Source organism: Burkholderia sp. 567 (assembly GCF_040545115.1).
Lineage (GTDB): Bacteria > Pseudomonadota > Gammaproteobacteria > Burkholderiales > Burkholderiaceae > Burkholderia > Burkholderia ambifaria.
Genome location: NZ_JBEPLG010000002.1, coordinates 912,909 through 934,773, shown reverse-complemented (window position 1 = coordinate 934,773; position 21,865 = coordinate 912,909). Strand labels below are relative to the sequence as shown.

Sequence of the window (21,865 nt, the reverse complement as noted above, 5' to 3'; positions counted from 1 at the left end):
CATGGTGTCCCGTCGACAATTTCTCAGCGGCTCGGGCGCCGCGCTGCTCGGTGCGGCGATGGTCAGCAAGGCCGGCGCCGCGTCGCTGCCCGAAGCGCCCACGATGGCGAAGGCCGGCACGCAGCCGCCGCTCGTGCCGCCCAACGGCCGTCCGTACACGCCCGTCGCGACGCTGAACGGCTGGACGCTGCCGTGGCGGATGAAGAACGGCTGGAAGGAGTTCCACCTGACGGCCGAGCCGGTCGTGCGCGAGATGGCGCCCGGGATGAACGCGAACCTGTGGGGCTACAACGGCCAGTCGCCGGGCCCGACGATCGAGGCCGTCGAGGGCGACAAGGTCCGCATCTTCGTGACCAACCGCCTGCCCGAGCACACGACGATCCACTGGCACGGGCTGCGGCTGCCCAACGGAATGGACGGCGTCGGCGGCCTCACGCAGCCGCATATCCCGCCGGGCAAGACCTTCGTCTACGAGTTCCAGCTGGAGGCGCACGGCACGTTCATGTATCACCCGCACGCCGACGAGATGGTGCAGATGGCGATGGGGATGATGGGCATGTTCATCGTGCACCCGAAGGACCGCGCGACGATGCCGGTCGATCGCGACTTCGTGTTCCTGCTCTCCGCGTACGACATCGACCCGGGCAGCTACACGCCGCGCGTGAACGAGATGACGGACTTCAACATGTGGACGTTCAATTCGCGCGTGTTCCCGGGCATCGACCCGCTGCCGGTGCGGGCGGGAGACCGCGTGCGGATTCGTTTCGGCAACCTGACGATGACGAACCATCCGATCCACCTGCACGGCTACAGCTTCGAGGTCGCCGGCACCGACGGCGGCTGGATTCCGCCGGCGGCGCGCTGGCCGGAGGTGACGGCCGACGTCGCGGTCGGCCAGATGCGCGCGATCGAGTTCACCGCCGATCGCCCCGGCGACTGGGCGTTCCATTGCCACAAGTCGCATCACACGATGAATGCGATGGGCCACCAGGTGCCGAACCTGATCGGCGTGCCGCAGAAGGATCTCGCGCAGCGCATCGGCAAGCTCGTGCCCGACTACATGGCGATGGGCAGCACCGGCGGCGCGATGGGCGGCATGGAGATGCCGCTGCCCGACAACACGCTGCCGATGATGACGGGCACCGGCCCGTTCGGGCCGCTGGAGATGGGCGGCATGTTCACGGTGCTGAAGGTCCGGCAGGGGCTCGGCCGCAACGACTATCGCGATCCGGGCTGGTTCCGGCATCCGAAGGGCACCGTCGCCTACGAATACACCGGCGAATTGCCGGAGGGCTGAGCGGCGGCCAACAGCGGCAAGCGGTGGCCGCACGGTGCGGCCGCCGGTTTCATTTCACTCACTCTGGATGGAGCAGGCAATGATGAAGAAGGGACTGGTTTCGATTGCAACGGGTTGCGTGCTGATGTTTTCCACGGCGTCGTACGCGGCCGGCGACATGGCCGGCATGGACATGGGCGGCAACGCGAAGCAGGGCGCCAGCGCGACGCGCGAGATGTCGCACGGCGAGATCCGCAAGGTCGACACGGCCGCGGGCAAGCTGACGATCAAGCACGGCCCGCTCGAGAACCTCGGGATGGACGCGATGACGATGGTATTCAAGGTCAAGGACCCGGCGATGCTCACGCAGGTCAAGGCCGGCGACAAGATCGATTTCGTCGCCGAGGACGTGGACGGCGCATTGACCGTCGTCGAACTGCGCAAGCCGTGATGCCGGGGCGGAACATGCACATCAAGATCACGATGCTCATGCGGTTCGTCCGCGGCGTCCGCTTCGTCGCGGCCGGCGCGCTGATCGCCGCCGCGCCGGTTGCGGCCTGGGCGCACGGCAAGCTGGAGAGCGCGACGCCCGCGACCGGCAGCACGGTCGACACCGCGCCCGACACGTTGCGGCTCGCGTTCAACGAAGACCTCGAGCCCACCTTCAGTTCGGTGAAGGTGTCGGACGCGAACGGCAAGCCCGTCGCGCACGACAGCGCGAAGGTCGATCCGGCGACGCCGCGCGTGATGACCGTCGCGATGCCGAAGCTCGCGCCCGGTGCGTACACGGTGCAATGGGTGGCGATGACGGCCGACGCGCATCGCACCAAAGGCACCTATACGTTCAAGGTGAAAGGGTGAACGAAGGCTTCGTCGGCATGCTGCGGCTGGTGGCCGTGGCGATCCAGAACGCCGGGTTTGCCGTCGTTATCGGCACGCTGCTCGGCAGCCACTGGCTCGCGCGGGGCGAGTCGGCGTGGCAGCACGGCATCGCGCGGCGGCTCCTCGCGACGCTGCGCGGTGCGTCCGTCGTGTCGCTGCTCGCGAGCATCACGGCGTTCTGGGCGCACTGCGCGTTGATGAGCGAAGTGCCGCTGCTCGAAGCGGCGCCGGCCGTGCGCGCGATGCTCGCCGGCACGGGGTTCGGTCATGCGTGGCTGGCCGGTGCCGTGTTCATGCTGGCGGTCGTGATCCTGTCGTTCGTGCGGCGCCCGACCGATACGCGCTTTCCGTTCGCGATCTGGGCCGCGCTCGCATGCGTCGCGCTGGCGCGCAGCAACGGCGGCCATCCGGTCGACGCGGGGCTGTTCAGCGTGCCGGTGTGGGTCGACTGGCTGCATCTGCTGGCGATCAGCGCGTGGGTCGGGCTCGTGCTCGTGACGGCGTTCGGCGTGATGCCGCAATTCACCGGGATGCCCGCGAGCGAGCGGACGATCGGCGCGTCGTTCGTGCAGTCGCTCTCCGATGCGTCGACGCTTGCACTGGCCGTGCTGTTCGTGACCGGTGCCTACAACGGCTGGCGCGGCGTCGATACGCCGGCCAACCTGCTCGCATCGACGTACGGGCAGATCTTGCTGCTCAAGCTCACGCTCGTGCTGATCGCGGCGGCGCTAGGCGGGCACAACCGGTTCTTCGGGATGCCGAAGCTGCTGGCCGCGCTGAAGGATCCGCAAGCCGCGATGCCGGTCATGGCGTTGCGCGGGTTCGGCGCGGTGCTGCGGATCGAGGCGGTCGTGCTCGCCGGCGTGCTGATGGTGGCGGCCGTGCTTGTGTCGAGCGCGTTGCCGGGGACGGTCTAGCGTCGCGGCGGGGTGAGTGGTAACGCCGGTAGCGAGAAATCGTCGGAACGGGGCCGGCGTTTGTCGGACGATTTCCCGCTTGCCGAGCGCAATCGCGCAGTGATACAGGGGATTACGTTAGCCTATCTTCTGGTTACTAAAAACTGTCACCGAGCGCCGCTAAGCTTTCGCCACCCTCACAACCGGGATTCCCCGCCATGCGCTCGACAATCCGCCTGTTTGCCCCGCTATTGCTGCTGCCCACGCTTGTCACGCCGGTCCTCGCGGCGACCGCCGCCCCCGTCAGCCCCAACTGCGGCGGCAGCACGACGCCGATCGCCGACATCCAGGGGCCGGGCGCGCCGTCGCCGCTCGCCGGCCAGAACGCGTCGATCGAAGCGGTCGTCACGGCCGATTTCGGCGGCACGGACGGCTTCGGCGGCTTCTTCGTCCAGCAGGCCGACCCGCAGCGCCGCAACCAGCCGGGCGTGTCCGAAGGGCTGTTCGTCTATGCGCCAAAAGTGCGCGCGAAGGCCGGCGATCTCGTGCACGTGACGGGCAAGGTCGAGGAGAAATACGGGCAGACGCAGCTCACGCTGTCGGGCGCGATCGCGGTGTGCGCGAACGGCCAGACGGTCACGCCGGCGACGCTCACGCTGCCCGTCGACAGCCCGAACGCGTTCGCCGCGTATGAAGGGATGCTGGTGCGTCTGCCGCAGACGCTCACCGTCACCGACAACTACGAGCTCGGCCGCTACGGCAGCACGATGCTGAGCAACGGCCGGCTGCGCACGCCGACGAGCGTGGTGCCGCCGTCGCAGGCGCAGACGCAGATCGATGCGAATGCACGCAACCGGCTGATTCTCGACGACGGCTCGAACAAGCAGAACCCGGCGAGCGTGCCGTATCCGGCGCCGGAACTGTCGGCCGCGAACACGCTGCGCTCGGGCTATACCGTGCGCAACGTCGAAGGCGTGCTCGAGGTGCGCTACGGCGCATGGCGCGTGCAGCCGCTGCCCGGCGCGGCCGCGCCGACGTTCGACATGCGCGCGAACCCGCGCGCCAACGCACCGGCACGTGATCCGAAATCGAACCTGCGCGTCGCATCGTTCAACGTCCTCAACTACTTCAACGGCAACGGCATGGGCGGCGGCTTCGACGATCCGAATAACCGCGGCGCGAAGAACTATCAGGAATTCCAGCGTCAGGAAGCGAAGATCGTCAGCGCGCTGAAGGCGCTCGACGCCGACGTCATCGGCCTGATGGAAATCCAGAACAACGGCTACGGCGAACTGAGCGCGGTGCGCCAGCTCGCGGCGAAGCTCGGCAGCAACTGGCGCGTGGTCGATCCGGGCACGTCGCGCCTCGGCGGCGATGCGATCACGGTCGCGATGATCTACGACAGCCGCGTGGTCGAACCGGTCGGCCGCGCGTCGACGCTCGCGATCGACGACAAGAACCGCCAGCCGCTCGCGCAGTCGTTCCGACGCGTCGGCGGCAACAAGCAGGCGCTGACGATCGCGGTCAACCACCTGAAGTCGAAGAACTGCCCGGACGCGGCGAACGACGACCTCGACCAGGGCGACGGCCAGGGCTGCTGGAACCCGACGCGCACGCGCGCGGCGGCGAAGCTGGCCGACTGGCTCGCCGGCACGCCGACGGGCGTCGCGGGGCAGGGCACGCTGCTGATCGGCGACTTCAACAGCTACACGTATGAAGACCCGATCCGCCTGCTCGAATCGCGCGGCTACCGCAACCTCGTGTCGCGCTGGATCGGCGCCAACGCATACAGCTACGTGTACAACGGCGAAGCCGGCTACCTCGATCACGCGCTCGCGTCGCTGCCGCTCGCGTCGCACGTGAAGGCCGTGCACGAATGGCACATCAACGCGGATGAGCCGCTCGCGCTGCAGTACACGCTCGCGTACAAGTCGGCCGAGCAGCAGAAGACGTACTACGCGCCGGATGCGTATCGCTCGTCGGATCACGATCCGGTGCTGATCGATATCGCGCTGCCGGGCGCCGGGCGCTGATCATCGTTCGAGCGTTTGAATGATGGCGTGCGGCGGTGCCGCACGTCGTCGCGTGAGCGGGGGCGTCGCCGCTCGCTCGCGCGGCCTCTCCATTCTCCACGCATCACGTGCCCGATGCGCGATTGCCGCAATGCAATTCGCAATCCGCAATGTGCGGCGCGAATGATTGCTTCTTCCTTGTGAATAACCCGCGTCTTACGCAGCCCAGCGACGTTATTCCGATATCGGGTAAATAGTTCCGTCGCCTATCCTGAAAATCGGTATTTCGTGGATAGAGGCGGCTGTTATTCAGCAATTCAAGTCAATCGGCTTCGGGTAATTAACCCTGTCGATTTGAAGGAAATCCCACGCACGTGGCTAATGCCCGAAAAGGGGGTTATGCAACGTGCAACAAAGCCGCGGCATTCCGGGGAATACCACGCGCAGGGCGTGCCAGCTGCGACCAATCGCATTTTCTTTCAAAATCCAGACACTGATCTCCGTTCGCATCATCGGAGATTTTTTAATATCCGAATGATCTTTGACAACGCGCCGCAACACCGCCTATTTTTGTGGTGTCGTAAATTTAGGTAATACAAAAGTCGTCAAAACTGCAAGGGGGCGGCGTTCCCGCATCATTCTCCGCCAGCAGTTTGCTGTGTCTGTATCAAGTTCAGTCTCTCGAAGAAGTCCCATCCCCAACCGCCGTCTGCCGATCGTGCAACGCGAGTGGCGGGTATGCCTGCGCGTTTTTCGCCGGCGATGGCGGCCTGTGTGTGAAGCGATATTCGACCCAACACAAGGACAGAGGCATGCAACCAGACAGGAGCAGTACCGGCAGCCGCCGCGAACGCCGCGGCCGGCTGGCCGGGCTAGGCGCATTGACCGTCTTGACCATGGTGCTCGCGGGCTGCGGCGGCGACGATTCGTCGTCGGTCGGCGCGTCGAGCCTCGCGCAGGCCGTCGCCAGCCAGCAGGCCGGCGCGCAGCAGGCCGCGGGCAATCAGACGCCCGCGGCGAACCAGCCTTACGTCGACCCCGTTGCCTATTCGATGAACGCGACCGACGGCCTCGCGCCCGGGCAGGTGTCGGAGAAGGCCGCGGTGATGCATTACCAGTGGAAATCCGGCGGCACGACGGTCAACTACACGACGACCACCGGCCACCTGACCGCGCAGGACGCGAACGGCAACGCGGAGGCGTCGATGTCGTATGTCGCGTACACCGCGCCGAGCACGAACGGCAAGCCGCGTCCCGTCACGTTCGTCTATAACGGCGGCCCCGGCTCGTCGTCGATCTGGCTGCGGCTCGGCTCGTTCGCGCCGACGCGCGTCGCGACACCCGATCCGCTGTTCGGCAACAACTGGCCGAACTATCCGCTCGTCGACAACGCGGAAAGCCTGATCGACACCACCGACCTCGTGTTCATCGACCCGCCGGGAACCGGGCTGTCGGAAGCCGTGTTGCCGAACACCAACCAGAAGTACTGGGGTTCCGACGCGGACGTCAACGTCATGCGCGACTTCATCCAGCGCTACCTGAACGTGAACGGCCGCGGCACGTCGCCGATCTACCTGTACGGCGAATCGTACGGCACGCCGCGCACCGACATGCTCGCGCTGGCGCTCGAATCGGCCGGCGTGCACTTGACGGGTATCGTGCTGCAATCGGCGATCCTGAACTACTTCGCGGATGCGGTGGAGGCGGTGGCGATCACGCAGTCGACCGAAGGGCTGCTACTCGACACCGATACCGTGGCCGGCTATCTGCCCGGCTATGCGGCGGTCGCGGCGTATTTCAACCAGGTGTCGCCGGCGCCGGTCAACCCATTCCTGTATGCACTGCAGACCGAACTGTTCACCACGCTGATCTACAACCAGCTGCAGAAGTACTCGCAGTCGTGGGTGCTGAGTCAGCTCGGCATTCCGGATGCGCTCGGCACGCCTGTGTTCCCGAGCGATGCGACGCTGAAGCTGTGGTCGATCCCGTCGAGTCTCACGCAACAGGCGCTGCGCGACTACTTCAACGCGAACCCGTTCGGCACGAACCTGGTGCCCGGCACGACGATCGGCCGCTACGACGGACGCGTGTCGTTGCCGAACAGCGATCCGCGGCTGCAGGCGGACGGCGACCCGTCGGACATCCTGATCTCGCAGCCGTTCACGAACGCGCTCGCGACGCAGATGCCCGACTACCTCGGCTACACCGCGCCGAACGCGACCTACCTGCCGTTGAACGACAACATCATCCAGGTGTGGGACTTCTCGCATGACGGCCAGCCGATGCCCGACACGATCCCCGATCTGCTCGGTGCGCTGCAGCTCAATCCGAAGCTCCACGTGCTCGCGGAGAACGGCCTTCACGATCTGGCCACGCCGTTCTTCAACACGGAGAAGCAGCTCGCCCGTCTGCAGACGGTGAAGGGCCTGAATCCGAAGCTGCAGGTGAACTTCTTCCAGGGCGGACACATGACGTATCTGGATGACGTGGCACGTCCGCAGATGAAGCGCGACCTGGCGACGTTCTACAAGGGCGCGCGGATTCCGACGGCGCTGACGCTGAAGACCCTGCCGCCGCCGTGGCCGGACGAGAATCCGGCCGGCACGCCGACCGGCAGCACACCGGGCGCGACGGCCTCGACTTCGCTGGCGGCGGCACCGTAAACAACGGACTCCTTGCGAAAAGGAACCCTCTATTCATCCATTGAATGCGAGTGATCATGTCTCCAATCAACTTGATGCGACGTATGTGTTCGTTGATCGTCCTCGGTGCGGTGATGAGCGCCGCGCATGCGCTGCCGCCGCAGGCGGTGGCGCCGGTGAAGCTGCCGCACGGCGGCCACGGCGTCGACGGGCCGTTCTTTCCGTCGACCCGCGTGGCGCCGGTACTGCCGTCGACCGGCGCGACGCTGCAGCAGCAGGCGCAGAAGCGCGTCGATGCCCGGCTCGGCGGCAACACGGTGCTGGGCAACGGCGCGGCGGTGACGAAAGCGCAGGCGCAGAGCAGCGGGCTCGGGTTCGTCGCGAAGCACTTCGACGAGATCGATGCGAAACACACCGGTCGCGTGACGATGAGCGATGTGCGGCAGTTCATCCAGCAGCGGCAGGTGCAGGCACAGCAGGAACAGCAGGAGTGACGGTGTAGTGAGGTCGCCGGGTGGGAAGGCGGCCGGTGCCGGTTCGGTGCCGGCTGCCCAACCGCGGCGGCGGCCTGCGTTCAACCTGCCGCGGCGCACGTTCGTGCCGCGGCCTTCTTCATGAAAAGTTCGGCGCGCACGTGCGAAGCCGCATCACGCGTCGCGCCTCGCACGATCGACGCTCACGCTTCCCGTTGCGCGTAGCGCCTCGCCGTCGCCGACGGCAACTCGCCGAACATCGCGCGATAGTCCTGCGCGAAACTGCTCAGGTGCCAGAAGCCCCACTTCGTCGCGGCCGACGTCACCGGGCCGCCGAGCCGCAGCTCGCGGCGAACGTGATTGAGCCGGACGGCGCGCAGGTAGGCGATCGGATTCAGATTGAGCGTGTCGTTGAACGCGTATTGAACGGTACGCCGGCTGATGCCGAGCTGCACGCACAGTTCGGCGATCGACAGCGGGCACGTCGACGCATCCTGCAGCCGCGCCTGCGCCGCGTTGACGAGCGACCAGTACTTCGTCGAACGCGTCGCGAGCGCGTCCGCGTCCGGCGCGGGCACCGTCATCGCTTCGGAAATCGCATACAGCACGGTCCGCTCGAGCAGCTCGATCCGGTCCTGCGTCGTCACGTCGTCAACCGGCGTGCTCTTCGCGGCCGCGGCCATCGCGTGGCGCAGCAGGTGGCGCAGGCGATCCGCGACCTGGGCCGTCATCGGGATCAGCGGTGCGAAGGTGCGGGCCCGCAGCGACGCGGCGAACGTGCACAGCGCCGGCGTCGACAGCTTGTCGGGCGCGATTTCGACGTTCACCAGCACATGCCGGTCCGGAGAATAGAACTCGAACATGGGCTGGCTCGAGAACACGTGCAGGCTGTCGCGTCCGCTCTTTTCGCCGCACATGCGCGCATGGCCTTCGAGCTCCAGCGGCACGGCCACCGCGACGCGATCCGACGGCACCGCGCCCTGTTGCAGGATCACCTTGTCGAGGTCTTCGACCAGCAGCCGGATGCCGCCGAGCGACACGATGGACGACGAGCCATGAAACCGGCCGCCCGAGATCTGCGTGTAGTTGAGGTGCCAGCCGTCGAAGATCCGCGCCTGCTCCTCCACGTCGGTGAACGCGCAGAACGTCACCCTCCGCGCGAGCGGCGGCGCGCCGGAGTAATCGCTCGGATCGGCAGACGGCGTAATCGGAGTCGGGAGGGGAGCGGGCGGATCGATTCATTGTAGTCGCTGCACGCGCCGGTCAAAAAACCCCGGAGAAAACCCTCGCTTGCCGAAATCCGATAGTGCAAAGCCGGCCGGCGAAATATCGTCGGCACGAACACGACGCATCGCGCCGGCGCCTGGAGTCTCCCGCTTCGTTGCCGGCCGGCGCACTTCAGGAGAGACGTTGATGGAGCTTCCACGTGGCGGATTCTGGCGGAACTGGGTCGGCAATCAGTCGTGCGTCGCCGCGCACATGGCGGCGCCCACCAGCGAGGCGGAGATTGCCGAGCTGGTGCACGCCGCGACGAGCCAGGGCAAGAACGTCCGCTGCGCGGGATCGGGGCATTCGTTCACGCCCGTCGTCGCGACGAGCGGCCTGCTGCTGTCGCTGAAGGACTATCACGGCATCGTCGCGGTCGACGAGCGGCAGAAGCGCGTGACGGTGAAGGCCGGCACGCGGATCAACGCGGTCACGCAGCATCTGAAGCAAATCGGCTTCTCGCTCGTCAACCAGGGCGACATCGATTCGCAGGCCATAGCCGGTGCGTTGGCGACGGGCACGCACGGCACCGGGACGACGCTGAGCAACCTGTCGTCGCAGGTGGTCGGGATGCGCATCGTCCGCCCCGACGGCTCGATCATGGAAGTGAGCGACAAGCAGGACCTCGACCTGCTGCACGCGACGCAGGTCAATATCGGCATGTTCGGCGCGGTCTCGGAGCTGACGCTGCAGGTGACCGATGCGTTCTGGCTGCACGACCGCGTGTGGCGCGAGGACTTCGACGCGCTGATGGACCGGTACGACGAGCTCGCGGCGACGCACCGGCATTTCGGCTTCTTCTGGTGCCCGACGTCCGAAAGCCGCCACCTGTACTGCCTGCCCGACACCACCGCGGTGTCGAACTCGAAGAAGGACGACGACGTGTGCGAAGTGAAGGTGATGGACGTCACCGACGCGCGCACGTACCACGAAGGCGAGCACGAGAAGATCGCGTACAGCTCGGAGGTCTACGCGATCCATTACGTCGCAAACTTCCACGAACTCGAATACGCGGTGCCCGCCGAACACGGCAAGGAAGCGCTGCGCCGCGTGCGTGACCTGATCCTCACGAAGCATCGGGACTGCATCTTCCCGGTCGAGTACCGCTTCACGAAGGGCGACCCGGCATGGATCAGCCCGTTCAATCACCAGGACAGCGTGACCATCTCGTGCTCGGGCGGTCCGAACGGCGTCGACTACTGGCCGTTCCTGAAGGATGTCGACGACATCCTGCGCGACTACGGCTCGCGTCCGCACTGGGGCAAGCTGCACTTCACGAACCGCGACGACGTGGACCGCTGGTTCCCGAAGGCCGAGGCGTTCCGTGAACTGCGCCGCAGCGTGGACCCGGAAGGCCGTTTCCTCAACGATCATCTTCGGACCCTGTTCAGCTGAGGGGTCCTGACGAATCACATTGGAGAACGACGCATGAATGCCAAGATTGACGGTCGCCTTGCCGGCAAGGTCGCCATCGTGAGCGGCGGCGCGGGCGGATGCGGCGCCGCCGCGTCCGAGCTGTTCGCCGCGCAGGGCGCGAAGGTGGCGATCATCGACCGTGACGGCGACGCGGCCGACACGCTCGCGTCCCGGTTGCGCGATGTCGGCCTGCAGGCGATCGGCCTGCAAGCCGACGTGTCGAAGCAGCCGGATGTGCAGCACGCGGTCGAGGCAGCCCGCGCGCAGTACGGCAACGCGGACATCCTGTTCAATCATGCGGGCACGCTGATCGTCAAACCGTTCCTCGACATCGAGGAGTCGGAATGGGACTGGCTGATGGGCGTGAACGTGAAGAGCATGTTCCTGATGACGAAGGCGGTGCTGCCGCAGATGCTGGAAAAAGGGCGCGGCAGCATCGTGTGTACGTCGTCGATCTCGGCCGTCTTCGCGACGCCCGGCGAGGTGCTGTATGACGCGACCAAGGGCGCATGCCAGATGTTCGCGCGCGCGATCGCCGTCGAATACCGCGACCGCGGCATTCGCTGCAACGCGCTGGCGCCGGGCTTTATCCGCACGCCGCACGGGATGCGCGAGCTGAAGGATCTGCAGGCGATGGGCGTGGACGCGACCGAGGCGGCCATCGCGGTGCAGCAAGGCCGGCTGTGCGAGCCGTCGGAAGTGGCCGCGGCCGCGCTGTTCCTTGCGTCCGACGAATCGAGCTTCGTCAATGGCACCCAGCTGTTCGTCGACAACTGTTTTTCCGCCGTTTAGGCCCCCATATACGCTAGAAGCCGACGGGCAGGCACGACCTCTCCGGGAACGGCAGGTTCGGTCGAAGGTGCCGCAGCAATGCGGACCTTCGATTTTTTTGGCTGGGCGTCGCGCGATGCGTCCTAGCGGAATGTCGCAATCCTTCTATCTGAACGACGTGGCGTCTGCTGGAATGGCAATGACGAGTCACCGTTCAGCCGGCTTCGCGACGCGGCAGGGTTGTCGACGTCATCGAGCGCCGTTCCGGCGCTCGGCTTCGCGGGTCCGGGCAAGTCCGGCATACCAGGATCAATCCATCACTCTCTTCTGATCAATCATCATGTTCAATCGCACTACCAGCACCGTCGCCAACGTCGATCCCGAACTCTGGACTGCCATTCAGGACGAGAACCGCCGCCAGGAAGACCACATCGAGCTGATCGCGTCGGAAAACTACACGAGCCCGGCCGTGATGGCCGCGCAGGGCTCGCAGCTCACGAACAAGTACGCGGAGGGTTATCCGGGCAAGCGCTACTACGGCGGCTGTGAATACGTCGACGTGGTCGAGCAGCTGGCGATCGATCGCGTGAAGCAGCTGTTCGGCGCGGAAGCCGCGAACGTGCAGCCGAACTCGGGTTCGCAGGCGAACCAGGGCGTGTTCTTCGCGATGCTCAAGCCGGGCGACACGATCATGGGCATGAGCCTCGCGCACGGTGGTCACCTGACGCACGGCTCGCCGGTGAACATGTCGGGCAAGTGGTTCAACGTGGTGAGCTACGGTCTGAACGAGCAGGAAGACATCGACTATGACGCAGCAGAGCAGCTCGCACAGGAACACAAGCCGAAGCTGATCGTCGCGGGCGCGTCGGCGTTCGCGCTGAAGATCGACTTCGAGCGTCTGGCGAAGATCGCGAAGTCGGTCGGTGCGTACCTGATGGTCGACATGGCGCACTACGCCGGCCTGATCGCGGCGGGCGTGTATCCGAACCCGGTGCCGCACGCCGACTTCGTGACGACGACGACGCACAAGAGCCTGCGCGGCCCGCGCGGCGGCGTGATCCTGATGAAGTCGGAATACGAGAAGCCGATCAACTCGGCGATCTTCCCGGGCATCCAGGGTGGCCCGCTGATGCACGTGATCGCGGCGAAGGCCGTGGCGTTCAAGGAAGCGCTGTCGCCGGAATTCAAGGCATACCAGGAAAAGGTGGTCGAGAACGCCCGGGTGCTGGCTGAAACGCTGGTCAAGCGTGGCCTGCGGATCGTGTCGGGCCGCACCGAAAGCCACGTGATGCTGGTGGACCTGCGCGCGAAGAACATCACGGGCAAGGCGGCGGAAGCGGCGCTTAGCGCCGCGCACATCACGGTGAACAAGAACGCGATCCCGAACGATCCGGAAAAGCCGTTCGTGACGAGCGGCATCCGCCTGGGTTCGCCGGCGATGACGACGCGCGGCTTCGGCCCGGCGGAAGCCGAACTGGTCGGCAACCTGATCGCCGACGTGCTGGAAGCGCCGGAAGATGCGGCGACGATCGAGCGCGTGCGCGGGCGCGTCGCGGAGTTGACGCAGCGTTTCCCGGTCTACGGCTGACGCGCTGCAATCGGGCACGCGATCGGGCGTTCAACGGCTCAGGCCGTTGAATCTCGTCCGATCCGAAGCGATGTAAAAAAATCCGGCTCGCCGTGTGTGTGCGAGCCGGATTTTTGCGTTGTGAGCCTAGGTGCGAGCCGCTATCGCTTCACACCGACGCATCGACGTTCGCCTCGAGTTCGCGAATGCGCGCGTCGTTGCGCGTGTCCTTGAGCACCGGCGGCCCCGCGAACGACTTGCGCACCCCGAAGCCGTACCAGATCACCATCAACACGACCACGAACGCAACCAGCACGTAGAGCACCTTCTCGTTCGGCGGCTGGATGCCGACGTAAGCCAGCACGCAGGCGCCCACCAGCCCGAGCAACGCGCACGGCTTCGACCAGATGCCGAGCTGGAACGGGCCTTTTTCGGTCCACGTGCGCCCTTCGGCGAGCATTCCGGAGCCGATCGGCATCGCATACGAGATGAACAGGAACACGGCGCTGCCCGCGCTCAACACCGAGAACGCGTCGCCGTACAGCGTGACGACGATCGCGAGCACAGCGCACGTCCAGATCGCGGGGCCGGGCGTCCGATGGTTGTGATTCACGCTGCGCAGCAGCTTCGACGCCGGCAGCCCGCCGTCGCGCGCAAACGCATACACCATGCGCGACGTCGACATGATCGCGGCGAGCCCGCACACGTAGTTGATGAAGAACATCGCGAGTTCGAGGCACACGCGCAAGGTCTTCGGAATCGGCGCGAGGATCGCTTCGAAGAAGCCGGTGCCCTGTTTCATCGCGGCCGTCAGATCCGGCATCACCAGCACGAACGTGCACACCATCACGTAGCCGAACACCGCGGACCAGAACACCGAGCCGATGATGCCGCGCGGCACGTTCTTCGCCGCGTTGTGGGTCTCTTCCGACGTGTGCGCGGACGCGTCGAAGCCCGTGATCGTGTAGGTCACCAGCAGCAGGCCGGACAGAAACGCGAGCGGCAGCGTCTGTTTCGGCCATGCGCCGCCGTCGACGCCGGTGAAGTTGGTGAAGGTGACGAGCCGATGCAGGTCGAACGGGACCGGCGAGTAGACCAGCAGCGACACGACCAGCGCGATCGTCACGACGAAGATCAGGTAGCCGGACAGGTCGGTGATCTTGCTCGCGATCTTGATGCCGCGTGCGTTCAGCACCGCCTGCGACAGCGTGATGAATGCGATGAACGCGGTCTGATGCCACCACGTCAGGCTGTCCGAACTGACGCCGAACATCGGGGCGATCAGCGTCTTGAAGAACGGATCGTAGGTGCCGAAATTGATCGCGGCGATCACGAAGATCAGGCCGATCAGGTTGAGCCACGCCGTCATCCACCCCCATTGCTTCCCGCCGAGGATGGCGCCCCAGTGATAGAGGCCGCCGGCGGTGGGAAACGCGGACGCGATCTGCGACATCGACACTGCGACGACCAGCGCGAACAGCGAGCCGAGCGGCCAGCCGAGGCCGATCGATGCGCCGCCGGCGGCGGAAAACGCGAGCTGAAACGCCGTGATGCCGCCCGACAGAATGCAGATCACCGAAAACGACACGGCGAAGTTCGAGAAGCCGCTCATGCGTCTCGACAGCTCCTGCGCATATCCCATCTTGTGGAGAAGGCTTACGTCACTGTCGGTGCCTGAGTCAGGCTGAATTTTCGCGTCCATGTTCGCTCCGTCACGAATGTCCTGCATGGCAGGACCGTCATCGCTGCCCGGGCCCGGCATTGCGGCCCGCCCCTGGAATTCGTCGGCGGCACGCGACGTCATGGGTGAATGACACGTCGTTTTCCGGTCCGATGCGGGAACGGTATGAAGCCAAATCTCGCGACGCTATCGGATTTTGGCAATGCACCGGAAAGTCTGGACGGATGCACCTTTCGGGGGCATCGAGGGGCGGTTTTGCCGATGCGGCGTGGGGTGGGCGATCGCCGTTGCGTGATGGACGGCAATGCGATGACGGCGGCCGGCGTGGCCGCGTTAGTTCGCGCGTCGCTTGCGGGGGTGAATGCGTTGGGGAGGCGGCGGCAGTGCGCAACGTCGGCGCGGATGGATGGAGCGATGTGCACGACGGCAGCCGGGTCGGATTGACCGCGCGTGCCGTGGCGACCGCGCTGACGAATCGCGTCACGTTGTGGCGGCATCGGACCTTCGATTGGCCGGTCGCGAACGGCTTCGACGAACTCCCCGATGGTGCTCACCGCCGATGCGTGGGTGCGGACATCGCGCAGCGATGTTGGCGCAACGGCAGATGCGCAAGTACGTTGCGACGTGGTGCTGGCCGGTGTGCTCGGAGACGTCGCGGCGCGCTACGGCGACGCGACGTCAGACTGGGTGGCGCTGCAACTGGAGCAGGCGAAGTAGCGGCGGAGAGCTTGCGCGCCGCCCGACGCGAACCGCGCTTCCCCCGCGCGGAAACGGCGTTGCGCTCAGGCCGTCGCGGTCCGCCGCGCCGTCAGCCGGTTCCACAGCATCCCGGAGCGGCTTCCGCTGCGGCAATACGCGAGCACGGGCTTCGGCAGCGCATCGACCAGCGCGCCGAACGCGTCGACTTCCGCATCGCCGATCCGGTCGCGTTCGACCGGCAGATAGCGCGCGTCGAGGCCGAGTTCGCGCGCGGCGGCCGCGATCTCGTCGAAGGCCGGTTGATCGGCGCCTTCGCCGTCCGGCCGGTTGCAGATCACCGCGCGAAAGCCTGCATTGCGGATCGCTTTCAGGTCCGCCGCCGTGATCTGTCGCGACGCGGTGAACCCGGTGGCGGCCGCGGCCCGGCATTGCTCGATCGCGCGCGCGAAACACGCGACCGCGAAATCGACATCCTGCTCGGTCGTGAAGCGGCCGAAGCTGATGCGCACCGTGCGGCCGGCGGTTTCCGCATCGAGACCGATCGCGGTCAGCACGTGGGACGGCGCGCCGCTGGTCGAGTTGCATGCGGAGGTCGACGACACGGCGAGCGAATCGCCGAGCATGAACGGGAAGAAGCCCGGCGCGTTCACCGTGAGGCTCAACGTGTGCGGGATGCGGCGCGCCGCTGCTGCGTTGTGCGTGATGTCGCCGAGCGCGAGCAGCGCGTCCTTCAAGCGCGCGCTGAGTGCCGCGATCCGCTCGGCTTCGCGCTCGAGCTTTTCGGCGGCCAGTTCGCACGCGGTGCCCATCCCGACGATCTGATGCGTCGCGAGCGTGCCCGAGCGCAGGCCGCGCTCGTGTCCGCCGCCGTGAATCTGCGGCGCGATGCGACCGGCAATGTCGCGACGGACGAACAGCGCGCCGATACCCTTGGGGCCATACACCTTGTGCGCGGACATCGACAGCAGGTCGATGCCGAGCGCGCGCACGTCGATCGGCGTCTTGCCGAGCGCCTGCGCGGCGTCGACGTGCAGCAGCGCGCCCGCCGCATGCACGATGCGCGAGATCGCGCCGATGTCCGTCAGCGTGCCGAGCTCGTTGTTGACGAGCATCAGCGACACGAGGCCCGTATCGGGGCGAATCGCCGCGGCCACGGCGTCGACGGTGATTTCGCCGTCGGCGGTGGGGCTCAGGTAAGCGGCCGTCATCCCGCGCTTCGACAGGTTCGCCATCGTGTCGAGGATGGCCTTGTGTTCGATGCGGCTCGTGATCAGGTGGCGCTTGTCGGTCGCGGCTTCCGCGTAGCCTTTCAGCGCGAGGTTGTTCGATTCGGTGGCGCCCGACGTCCAGATGATCTCGTCGGCATGCGCGCCGATCAGCGCGGCAACCTGCGCGCGTGCGTGCTCGACTTTTTCCTTCGCCAGCCGGCCGGCGGCGTGCGAGCTCGACGCGGGATTGCCGAAGATGCCGTCGGCGCCGAGGCAGGCCGTCATCGCTTCGATCACGCGGGGATCCGCAGGGGTGGTGGCTGCGTAGTCGAGGTAGTGCAGCGGGGTGGTATCGCTCATGTCCTTCTCTTGCTCTTCTCTTCGGAATGGGAGAAATGATACGAGGTCGGGCGGGGAAAAAGGATCCAAAAGGAGCTGAGAATTTAGCTTGATCTGGAATATGAATCTATCTGAATCCGATATTGGGGGATGAATTTCTTTCTTGGCGTGGCGGAGCATCGGGGATTGGTCATACGGATGCCCGCATGGCGCGGCGCGCCGCGGTGGGCGCGGGGGGCGGGCCTGCGACCAACCGGATGCCGTTAACGCGTCGGGGCGCGGGTCGCTCAGGCCGGCTCGTCTTGATCGGGTTGGTTCGATAAACGATGCGCGTCCTGCACCCATGCGTGCAGCGCGCGCTCGTATTTCGCCGGGATCGTGATCGTCACCGTGGTGAGGCGTGTGACGTTACCCGGCAGGTCCAGATACCGTTGCCACGCCTTGCGAACGAGTTGAGACATTGCCGAGCGGTTCATGCCCAGCTTCGCGGCCAGTTCGCGCTGCGGGCGGCCCTTGACGAAAATCTCGTGCAGCGCCCACTGGTTCACCGGCTTGATGCGGGTATCTTGAAGCCGCAACTGCCGGAACTGTTCGGCGGTCATGCGTCGTGTCTTCTGCATTCAAATTCGCCCCGAATTCGGAAGTGAAGAAATCAGTTTCGCGCCGCAGGTCGTTTCGTCACCATCGAACGCGGCGGCTTGGCCTTCGATGTTGAAGGCCGGGTCGCCTGCTGCAATCGTGCAGGCGCCGTGGATCGGACACGAGCAGGCGTCGCCGAAGCGCGCGACCGCGCGCCCCATGACCTTGCTGATTCCGGCGCCGGATTCGACCCGGCCGCCGTGGGTATGCATGTCGCCTACGCGGATAATTCCTCGCATATGACTCGTCCTCCGAATGATTCGTGTGGTGGTCGCGTGTTGCTCGCGCTGTGCCGCGGAGCCGGTTTGCATCACCACGAATAACCCTGCATGCCGTAATCGACATCGTGTCGGCGTCCCCACCACGGCAGGTATGCATTGTTTCCACCGCGCGCGCGGAACCAGTCCTTGGTTGGGTCGATCGGCGTGAGATTCGATGGCGGCCTGACGACGACGGCCACGGGGTGTTCAGCGTCGGTCGTGCCGGCGACCAATGCGTTGCCGCCGAAGTGGTTGATCCGGCCGATCGCGAGCGCGACGTCGGTCAATGCGCTGCCCGTTCCCATGTCGCCGAGCAGGGCGGCGGTGTTGAATGTCTGCTTCTTGTGGTCGTATTCCGGCAGCGTTTCGGTCAGGGTTTGCGCGAGGGCGGCGACGCGTGATGACGCTGCATCGCTGCCGTGCCCTGCATCGTGAACGATGTAGTTCAGGTCAGTGACCGCGACACCCGCATTGCGTGCCGCTTGCGCGATGGTTGCCTTCCACGCCTGGACGGCGCGCGTCGTGCCGACCTTCGGCGAGAATGCTTTCGTGTCGCCGGCCGCGGCCTTGCCGATCCATGCGAGCGGCTCACGTTCGGTGTTGAAGTTCGGGCCGGCTAGGAACAGCACGACGAGGTTTTCGTTGATCTGCGCATCCGTGGGCGGGAAGTTCGGCGCGTCCCAGTTCATCGCCCAGGCGGTCTTGTCGGGGTTTGCCTGCAAGTAGTCCAACGCCTTGTTCAGCGATGTAAAGCCGGCGTTTGCATTGCCTTGCGTGATCTGGATATCAGGAGGCGTGTCGCGGCTCCAAAGCGTCTTGGGTGATGGTGGGCCGATTTCGAAGCATTGGAGAAACTCATTGGTAAAGTACGTCTTCGCTTCGATCGGATCGAGCCTTGGAGGCAGAGCGAGCTCGATATGTATTCCGGCAAGCTCGCGCCAATCTTTGGGATTCTCCGATTTCACGGTGTAGAAATAGCTCGCGTTCGCGAAGTAGCGCGAACGCATCAACACGAGAAACTCGCTTACGTACTTGTGATAGAAACCCTTGAATGTTTCTTCGCCCTCGTTGCCGTATGCGATGCCAGCTACCGACTGCAGGGTGGTAAAGGACTTCGGGTCGGTGCGGACCATATCGTCATTCTTGTTGGGAGCGGCAAGCCCCTGTGTCCACAACAATTGCCATTCGGTCGGATAGTCCATACGTTGCAACGGATTCAACCACATCAGGCCCACAACCTGCGCGACGAACGGCTTGGCGGGCTCCTGGGCTGATGGTGATGAATTCTCTAGTGCATTGACAGGTGCGGCGTGTACAGAGCGCATGAGGGCTGTGGTGAACAGAAACACCATCAGCGCGGCCAGGCCAGGTACGGCAAACAATCGTTTCATCCAATCTCCTATTTCCAAATGTGCCGGGTCGGGTTGTTCGACATGCGCCATCAACGAGGCCATGAGCACGGTGGTGATGAGCCATGTCGAAACGGCGACGGCGACGCGTCGCGGCCAGGTAGCGATCAGTGCCTTCATACGAAACCCCCGGCCTTCAGATAAAACTCGCCTTCACGTTCATCCGTGATCGCCTCGGGAATCTTTCCTTCGCTATTCGTGGCATGCACCCATTCGTGCATCGACATTCGATCAAGCGTTCCGTATTTAAAGTAATTGACGTACTTCTTGTTCGGATTGGTTTCGGGAATACCCTTCCCTATCCGCCAATCCGCCTCAATGCGCAGCGATTTGAGTTGTTCCTCCGTCAGGTAGCACAGGCCCACCGCAACGTCATACGCAAGCGCCTTCTCGGCATGCTCCGGATTGGTCATCGTCGTAGAGTGATTGGTCGGGCTATTCGTCGAACCACGATCGAGCCAGTCGACGATCTGCTTGTCGCGCCATTCTTTGTAGCCCTCCGGTATCGTGCTTTTGCCATCCTCACCAATTACGTGGCCGTCGCTATCAAACCATTCGGTGTTCAGCGTTCGACGCGCTTCCATTCGCAACAACGCGCGATCTTCATAGCGCTGTCCGGCTTCCGTTTCCGCTGTACCCTGCGCGACGCTATCCGCGTTCTTTGCGTGGTACTGGTCGTACGGATCGTCGGTCCGCTTGTCCGCATCGGTCTTGCTCGCGTCGCGCCACGCGGCCGGTGGATCGTTGCCTTCGTTGAAGTCGCTTGTCGCGGCGCCATCTTTCGTTTCAACGGGCTTGCCGAATCGCAGCGCCTTCGGCGAAAACGGATCATCAAGCGCCGGCGCATCCGCCACCACGGTCCAGCCTTTCGGCGGATCGGCGTTCACACGCAGCATGTTCAACGCCGAGCTGATTCCAGTCACGACGAACATCAGGGGCGCTGTCACGAGCGTAGCGGCCACGCCCAAGACAGACTCATTGCCCTTGATCGCACCGATCAGATTGAACTTGGCGGGCGGCGACGGTGGGTACCAGAAACCCGGTTTCGTTCCGTGCTTGCCATGCCGCCAATCGTCTTCCCAATACCGGTAAGGTTTCTGCACACCGACCGGAAAACCCGATGCGAACACCCGCTGCGTCAGGATGCCTGCCGCACCGATATCCTCGAGTTCGTGCTTGCTGATCCCGCGCCATCCGATGCCTTGCACCGTCACCGCTGAAATCACCTGATCGTGCGGACAGCAGTACGCGGTGACGCGGCCATACGTGGACCCATTCAAGCCGTGCCGCGAGCGATCGTCTTGCGTCGCATAGGACCGGTTGCTCTTCGGCGACACCCGCTTGTTTTCCATGTCTTCATCGATCTTGTCCGCGGGCAGGTCGCATGCTTTGCGAGCGCCGATGATCGACAGGAATCTGCCGAAGGTCTTCGTGCGCGCGGCATAGGTCTGCCGTCCGCGATGACCGCTGGCGTCTTTCGTCGCGCGTTGCGACCATGTATCCATGAACGTGTCGGACTTGTACGGGCCGTCCGCATTCGCCAGGCTATACGGCGCATTCGCCAGTACGTAGGCATCCGCCACGCAATGCCCGGTGCGTCCCCACGGATCTTCGACATCGGGGAACGCGTCGCCAAAGAACGCCGCCGTGAGGCCGATGATGTTGCCCTGGCTGTGGCACACGACGGTAATCGGTACATCGGCCTGCATGCGGCGAATCGACTCGATTAGTCTGGCCAGTCGCAACGCCGCGAGCACGCCATACGCGCGAGGCGGCGCGCGGTACAGCGGCCGATTGGTTGGATTGATGCCTTGCACCGTCATCCATCCCATCGTTCGATCATCCAGACCGCCGTGCCAGAGATCGGGCAGGCTTGCACAGCCGTTCGTGAACGGACCACCGCCCCAATAGTCCTTCTCGTTGAGAAAGATCTTGTCGCCGTATTCCTTCAGTTCGGCCGCTGTTGCCCGATAGCCCCACCGGAAATGAATGACAGGCGAAAACGACGGCTCGGGTTTGATGTAGTCACCGGACCAAAGCTTCGGATTCAAGAACCCATCCGGCGTCACGCTTTCCGTGTACTTCGCGGGCGTCAGTTGCCCCGCATCGACGCCGTGATACATCATCTGATCGTCCAGCCGCCCGAGCCTGCGATTCATCCCTTTGCACAGCCCTTGCTCCGTTGCATCGAACCATTCGCCCTCCGAGTTGACGCCGTGCACGAAGATCACGATGCCGGGCAACGGCAATTGCTTGATGCAGATCAGCGGCGTGTTCTTTGCAAACATCGTCACGCCTTCGCCGCGGCCGACGACGATTTGCGGCGGCGCCGGCCGCGGCGCAGGAACGTCGGGAGAATCGGCTTTCGTCGCAGGTTCGTCGCCAGGAGTGGCCGCTACCGTCGCCGGATCAAGAAATGAATCGCTCAT

The 21,865-nt window shown here is 64.9% G+C and carries 17 protein-coding genes and 1 pseudogene; 11 read left to right on the top strand and 7 right to left on the bottom strand.

Going from position 1 to position 21,865, the window contains the following annotated elements:
- Position 1: 1 nt before the first annotated feature.
- The 7 genes from ABIC50_RS09645 (at position 2) to ABIC50_RS09615 (ending at position 8,202) form a co-directional block, all read left to right on the top strand.
- The gene (locus tag ABIC50_RS09645; protein WP_354163412.1) at positions 2–1,297 is read left to right on the top strand and encodes a multicopper oxidase family protein; all 1,296 of its coding nucleotides are present in this window, start codon (positions 2–4) and stop codon (positions 1,295–1,297) included.
- Positions 1,298–1,379: 82 nt separating this feature from the next.
- Positions 1,380–1,727, top strand: coding sequence for a copper-binding protein (locus tag ABIC50_RS09640; RefSeq protein ID WP_354163665.1), 348 nt, complete (start codon positions 1,380–1,382; stop codon positions 1,725–1,727).
- A gap of 14 nt (positions 1,728–1,741) precedes the next feature.
- The gene (gene copC / locus ABIC50_RS09635; protein ID WP_354163410.1) at positions 1,742–2,137 is read left to right on the top strand and encodes a copper homeostasis periplasmic binding protein CopC; all 396 of its coding nucleotides are present in this window, start codon (positions 1,742–1,744) and stop codon (positions 2,135–2,137) included.
- Entirely contained in the window at positions 2,134–3,075 is a 942-nt protein-coding gene (locus tag ABIC50_RS09630) for a CopD family protein (RefSeq protein WP_354163408.1), read from the top strand. Before copC ends, ABIC50_RS09630 begins: the two co-directional genes overlap by 4 nt.
- Positions 3,076–3,272: 197 nt before the next feature.
- The gene (locus ABIC50_RS09625; RefSeq protein ID WP_354163406.1) at positions 3,273–5,087 is read left to right on the top strand and encodes an ExeM/NucH family extracellular endonuclease; all 1,815 of its coding nucleotides are present in this window, start codon (positions 3,273–3,275) and stop codon (positions 5,085–5,087) included.
- 791 nt (positions 5,088–5,878) lie between these two features.
- A complete protein-coding gene (locus ABIC50_RS09620; protein ID WP_354163404.1) occupies positions 5,879–7,729 on the top strand; it encodes a S10 family serine carboxypeptidase-like protein in 1,851 nt (616 codons plus the stop codon).
- A 44-nt stretch (positions 7,730–7,773) separates the two neighbouring features.
- A complete protein-coding gene (locus tag ABIC50_RS09615; RefSeq protein WP_050810674.1) occupies positions 7,774–8,202 on the top strand; it encodes a hypothetical protein in 429 nt (142 codons plus the stop codon).
- A 182-nt stretch (positions 8,203–8,384) separates the two neighbouring features.
- Here ABIC50_RS09615 and ABIC50_RS09610 read toward each other — a convergent pair whose 3' ends face one another.
- Positions 8,385–9,332 carry a helix-turn-helix domain-containing protein gene (locus ABIC50_RS09610; protein WP_354163403.1) on the bottom strand — a complete coding sequence of 316 codons (948 nt, stop codon included), beginning with the start codon at positions 9,330–9,332 and terminating at the stop codon, positions 8,385–8,387.
- Positions 9,333–9,594: 262 nt separating this feature from the next.
- Here ABIC50_RS09610 and ABIC50_RS09605 point away from each other — a divergent pair, with 262 nt between their 5' ends.
- From ABIC50_RS09605 to glyA, 3 genes are all read left to right on the top strand, one after another.
- The gene (locus ABIC50_RS09605) at positions 9,595–10,842 is read left to right on the top strand and encodes a D-arabinono-1,4-lactone oxidase (protein ID WP_354163401.1); all 1,248 of its coding nucleotides are present in this window, start codon (positions 9,595–9,597) and stop codon (positions 10,840–10,842) included.
- 33 nt (positions 10,843–10,875) lie between these two features.
- Positions 10,876–11,655 carry an SDR family NAD(P)-dependent oxidoreductase gene (locus ABIC50_RS09600; protein WP_354163400.1) on the top strand — a complete coding sequence of 260 codons (780 nt, stop codon included), beginning with the start codon at positions 10,876–10,878 and terminating at the stop codon, positions 11,653–11,655.
- Between the two features lie 319 nt (positions 11,656–11,974).
- Positions 11,975–13,222, top strand: coding sequence for a serine hydroxymethyltransferase (gene glyA, locus ABIC50_RS09595; protein ID WP_354163398.1), 1,248 nt, complete (start codon positions 11,975–11,977; stop codon positions 13,220–13,222).
- Between the two features lie 148 nt (positions 13,223–13,370).
- On the opposite strand, the gene ABIC50_RS09590 is transcribed toward glyA, so the two are convergent.
- Positions 13,371–14,903, bottom strand: a complete 1,533-nt coding sequence (locus tag ABIC50_RS09590; RefSeq protein ID WP_354163396.1) for an amino acid permease — start codon at positions 14,901–14,903, stop codon at positions 13,371–13,373.
- Between the two features lie 252 nt (positions 14,904–15,155).
- Between ABIC50_RS09590 and ABIC50_RS33975 the strand changes: the two are divergent.
- Positions 15,156–15,599, top strand: a pseudogene (locus ABIC50_RS33975) (DJ-1/PfpI family protein); the annotation flags it as partial.
- A gap of 65 nt (positions 15,600–15,664) precedes the next feature.
- On the opposite strand, the gene ABIC50_RS09580 reads toward ABIC50_RS33975, so the two are convergent.
- The 5 genes from ABIC50_RS09580 to ABIC50_RS09560 all read right to left on the bottom strand — a co-directional run bounded on the left by ABIC50_RS09580 (position 15,665) and on the right by ABIC50_RS09560 (position 21,865).
- Complete coding sequence (locus ABIC50_RS09580; RefSeq protein WP_354163394.1) at positions 15,665–17,149, bottom strand: aminotransferase class V-fold PLP-dependent enzyme; 1,485 nt, start codon at positions 17,147–17,149, stop codon at positions 15,665–15,667.
- A gap of 266 nt (positions 17,150–17,415) precedes the next feature.
- Positions 17,416–17,730 (bottom strand): TrfB-related DNA-binding protein, encoded by a 315-nt coding sequence (locus ABIC50_RS09575; protein ID WP_249182831.1) that lies wholly within the window; start codon positions 17,728–17,730, stop codon positions 17,416–17,418.
- 18 nt (positions 17,731–17,748) lie between these two features.
- Positions 17,749–18,006 (bottom strand): PAAR domain-containing protein, encoded by a 258-nt coding sequence (locus tag ABIC50_RS09570; RefSeq protein ID WP_011660133.1) that lies wholly within the window; start codon positions 18,004–18,006, stop codon positions 17,749–17,751.
- Between the two features lie 71 nt (positions 18,007–18,077).
- The gene (locus ABIC50_RS09565; protein ID WP_354163663.1) at positions 18,078–19,418 is read right to left on the bottom strand and encodes a virulence factor; all 1,341 of its coding nucleotides are present in this window, start codon (positions 19,416–19,418) and stop codon (positions 18,078–18,080) included.
- A gap of 134 nt (positions 19,419–19,552) precedes the next feature.
- Entirely contained in the window at positions 19,553–21,865 is a 2,313-nt protein-coding gene (locus ABIC50_RS09560; RefSeq protein WP_354163393.1) for a T6SS effector phospholipase Tle3 domain-containing protein, read from the bottom strand.

Excerpts from the sequence above, each read along its gene's own strand:
- ABIC50_RS09565 (WP_354163663.1), bottom strand. The coding sequence starts at position 19,418 with ATGAAACGATTGTTTGCCGTACCTGGCCTGGCCGCGCTGATGGTGTTT.
- ABIC50_RS09620 (WP_354163404.1), top strand. The coding sequence starts at position 5,879 with ATGCAACCAGACAGGAGCAGTACCGGCAGCCGCCGCGAACGCCGCGGC.
- ABIC50_RS09590 (WP_354163396.1), bottom strand. The coding sequence starts at position 14,903 with ATGGACGCGAAAATTCAGCCTGACTCAGGCACCGACAGTGACGTAAGC.
- copC (WP_354163410.1), top strand. The coding sequence starts at position 1,742 with ATGCACATCAAGATCACGATGCTCATGCGGTTCGTCCGCGGCGTCCGC.
- ABIC50_RS09615 (WP_050810674.1), top strand. The coding sequence starts at position 7,774 with ATGCGAGTGATCATGTCTCCAATCAACTTGATGCGACGTATGTGTTCG.
- ABIC50_RS09600 (WP_354163400.1), top strand. The coding sequence starts at position 10,876 with ATGAATGCCAAGATTGACGGTCGCCTTGCCGGCAAGGTCGCCATCGTG.
- ABIC50_RS09640 (WP_354163665.1), top strand. The coding sequence starts at position 1,380 with ATGAAGAAGGGACTGGTTTCGATTGCAACGGGTTGCGTGCTGATGTTT.
- ABIC50_RS09605 (WP_354163401.1), top strand. The coding sequence starts at position 9,595 with ATGGAGCTTCCACGTGGCGGATTCTGGCGGAACTGGGTCGGCAATCAG.
- ABIC50_RS09560 (WP_354163393.1), bottom strand. The coding sequence starts at position 21,865 with ATGAGCGATTCATTTCTTGATCCGGCGACGGTAGCGGCCACTCCTGGC.
- ABIC50_RS09575 (WP_249182831.1), bottom strand. The coding sequence starts at position 17,730 with ATGACCGCCGAACAGTTCCGGCAGTTGCGGCTTCAAGATACCCGCATC.
- ABIC50_RS09570 (WP_011660133.1), bottom strand. The coding sequence starts at position 18,006 with ATGCGAGGAATTATCCGCGTAGGCGACATGCATACCCACGGCGGCCGG.
- ABIC50_RS09580 (WP_354163394.1), bottom strand. The coding sequence starts at position 17,149 with ATGAGCGATACCACCCCGCTGCACTACCTCGACTACGCAGCCACCACC.
- ABIC50_RS09645 (WP_354163412.1), top strand. The coding sequence starts at position 2 with ATGGTGTCCCGTCGACAATTTCTCAGCGGCTCGGGCGCCGCGCTGCTC.
- glyA (WP_354163398.1), top strand. The coding sequence starts at position 11,975 with ATGTTCAATCGCACTACCAGCACCGTCGCCAACGTCGATCCCGAACTC.
- ABIC50_RS09625 (WP_354163406.1), top strand. The coding sequence starts at position 3,273 with ATGCGCTCGACAATCCGCCTGTTTGCCCCGCTATTGCTGCTGCCCACG.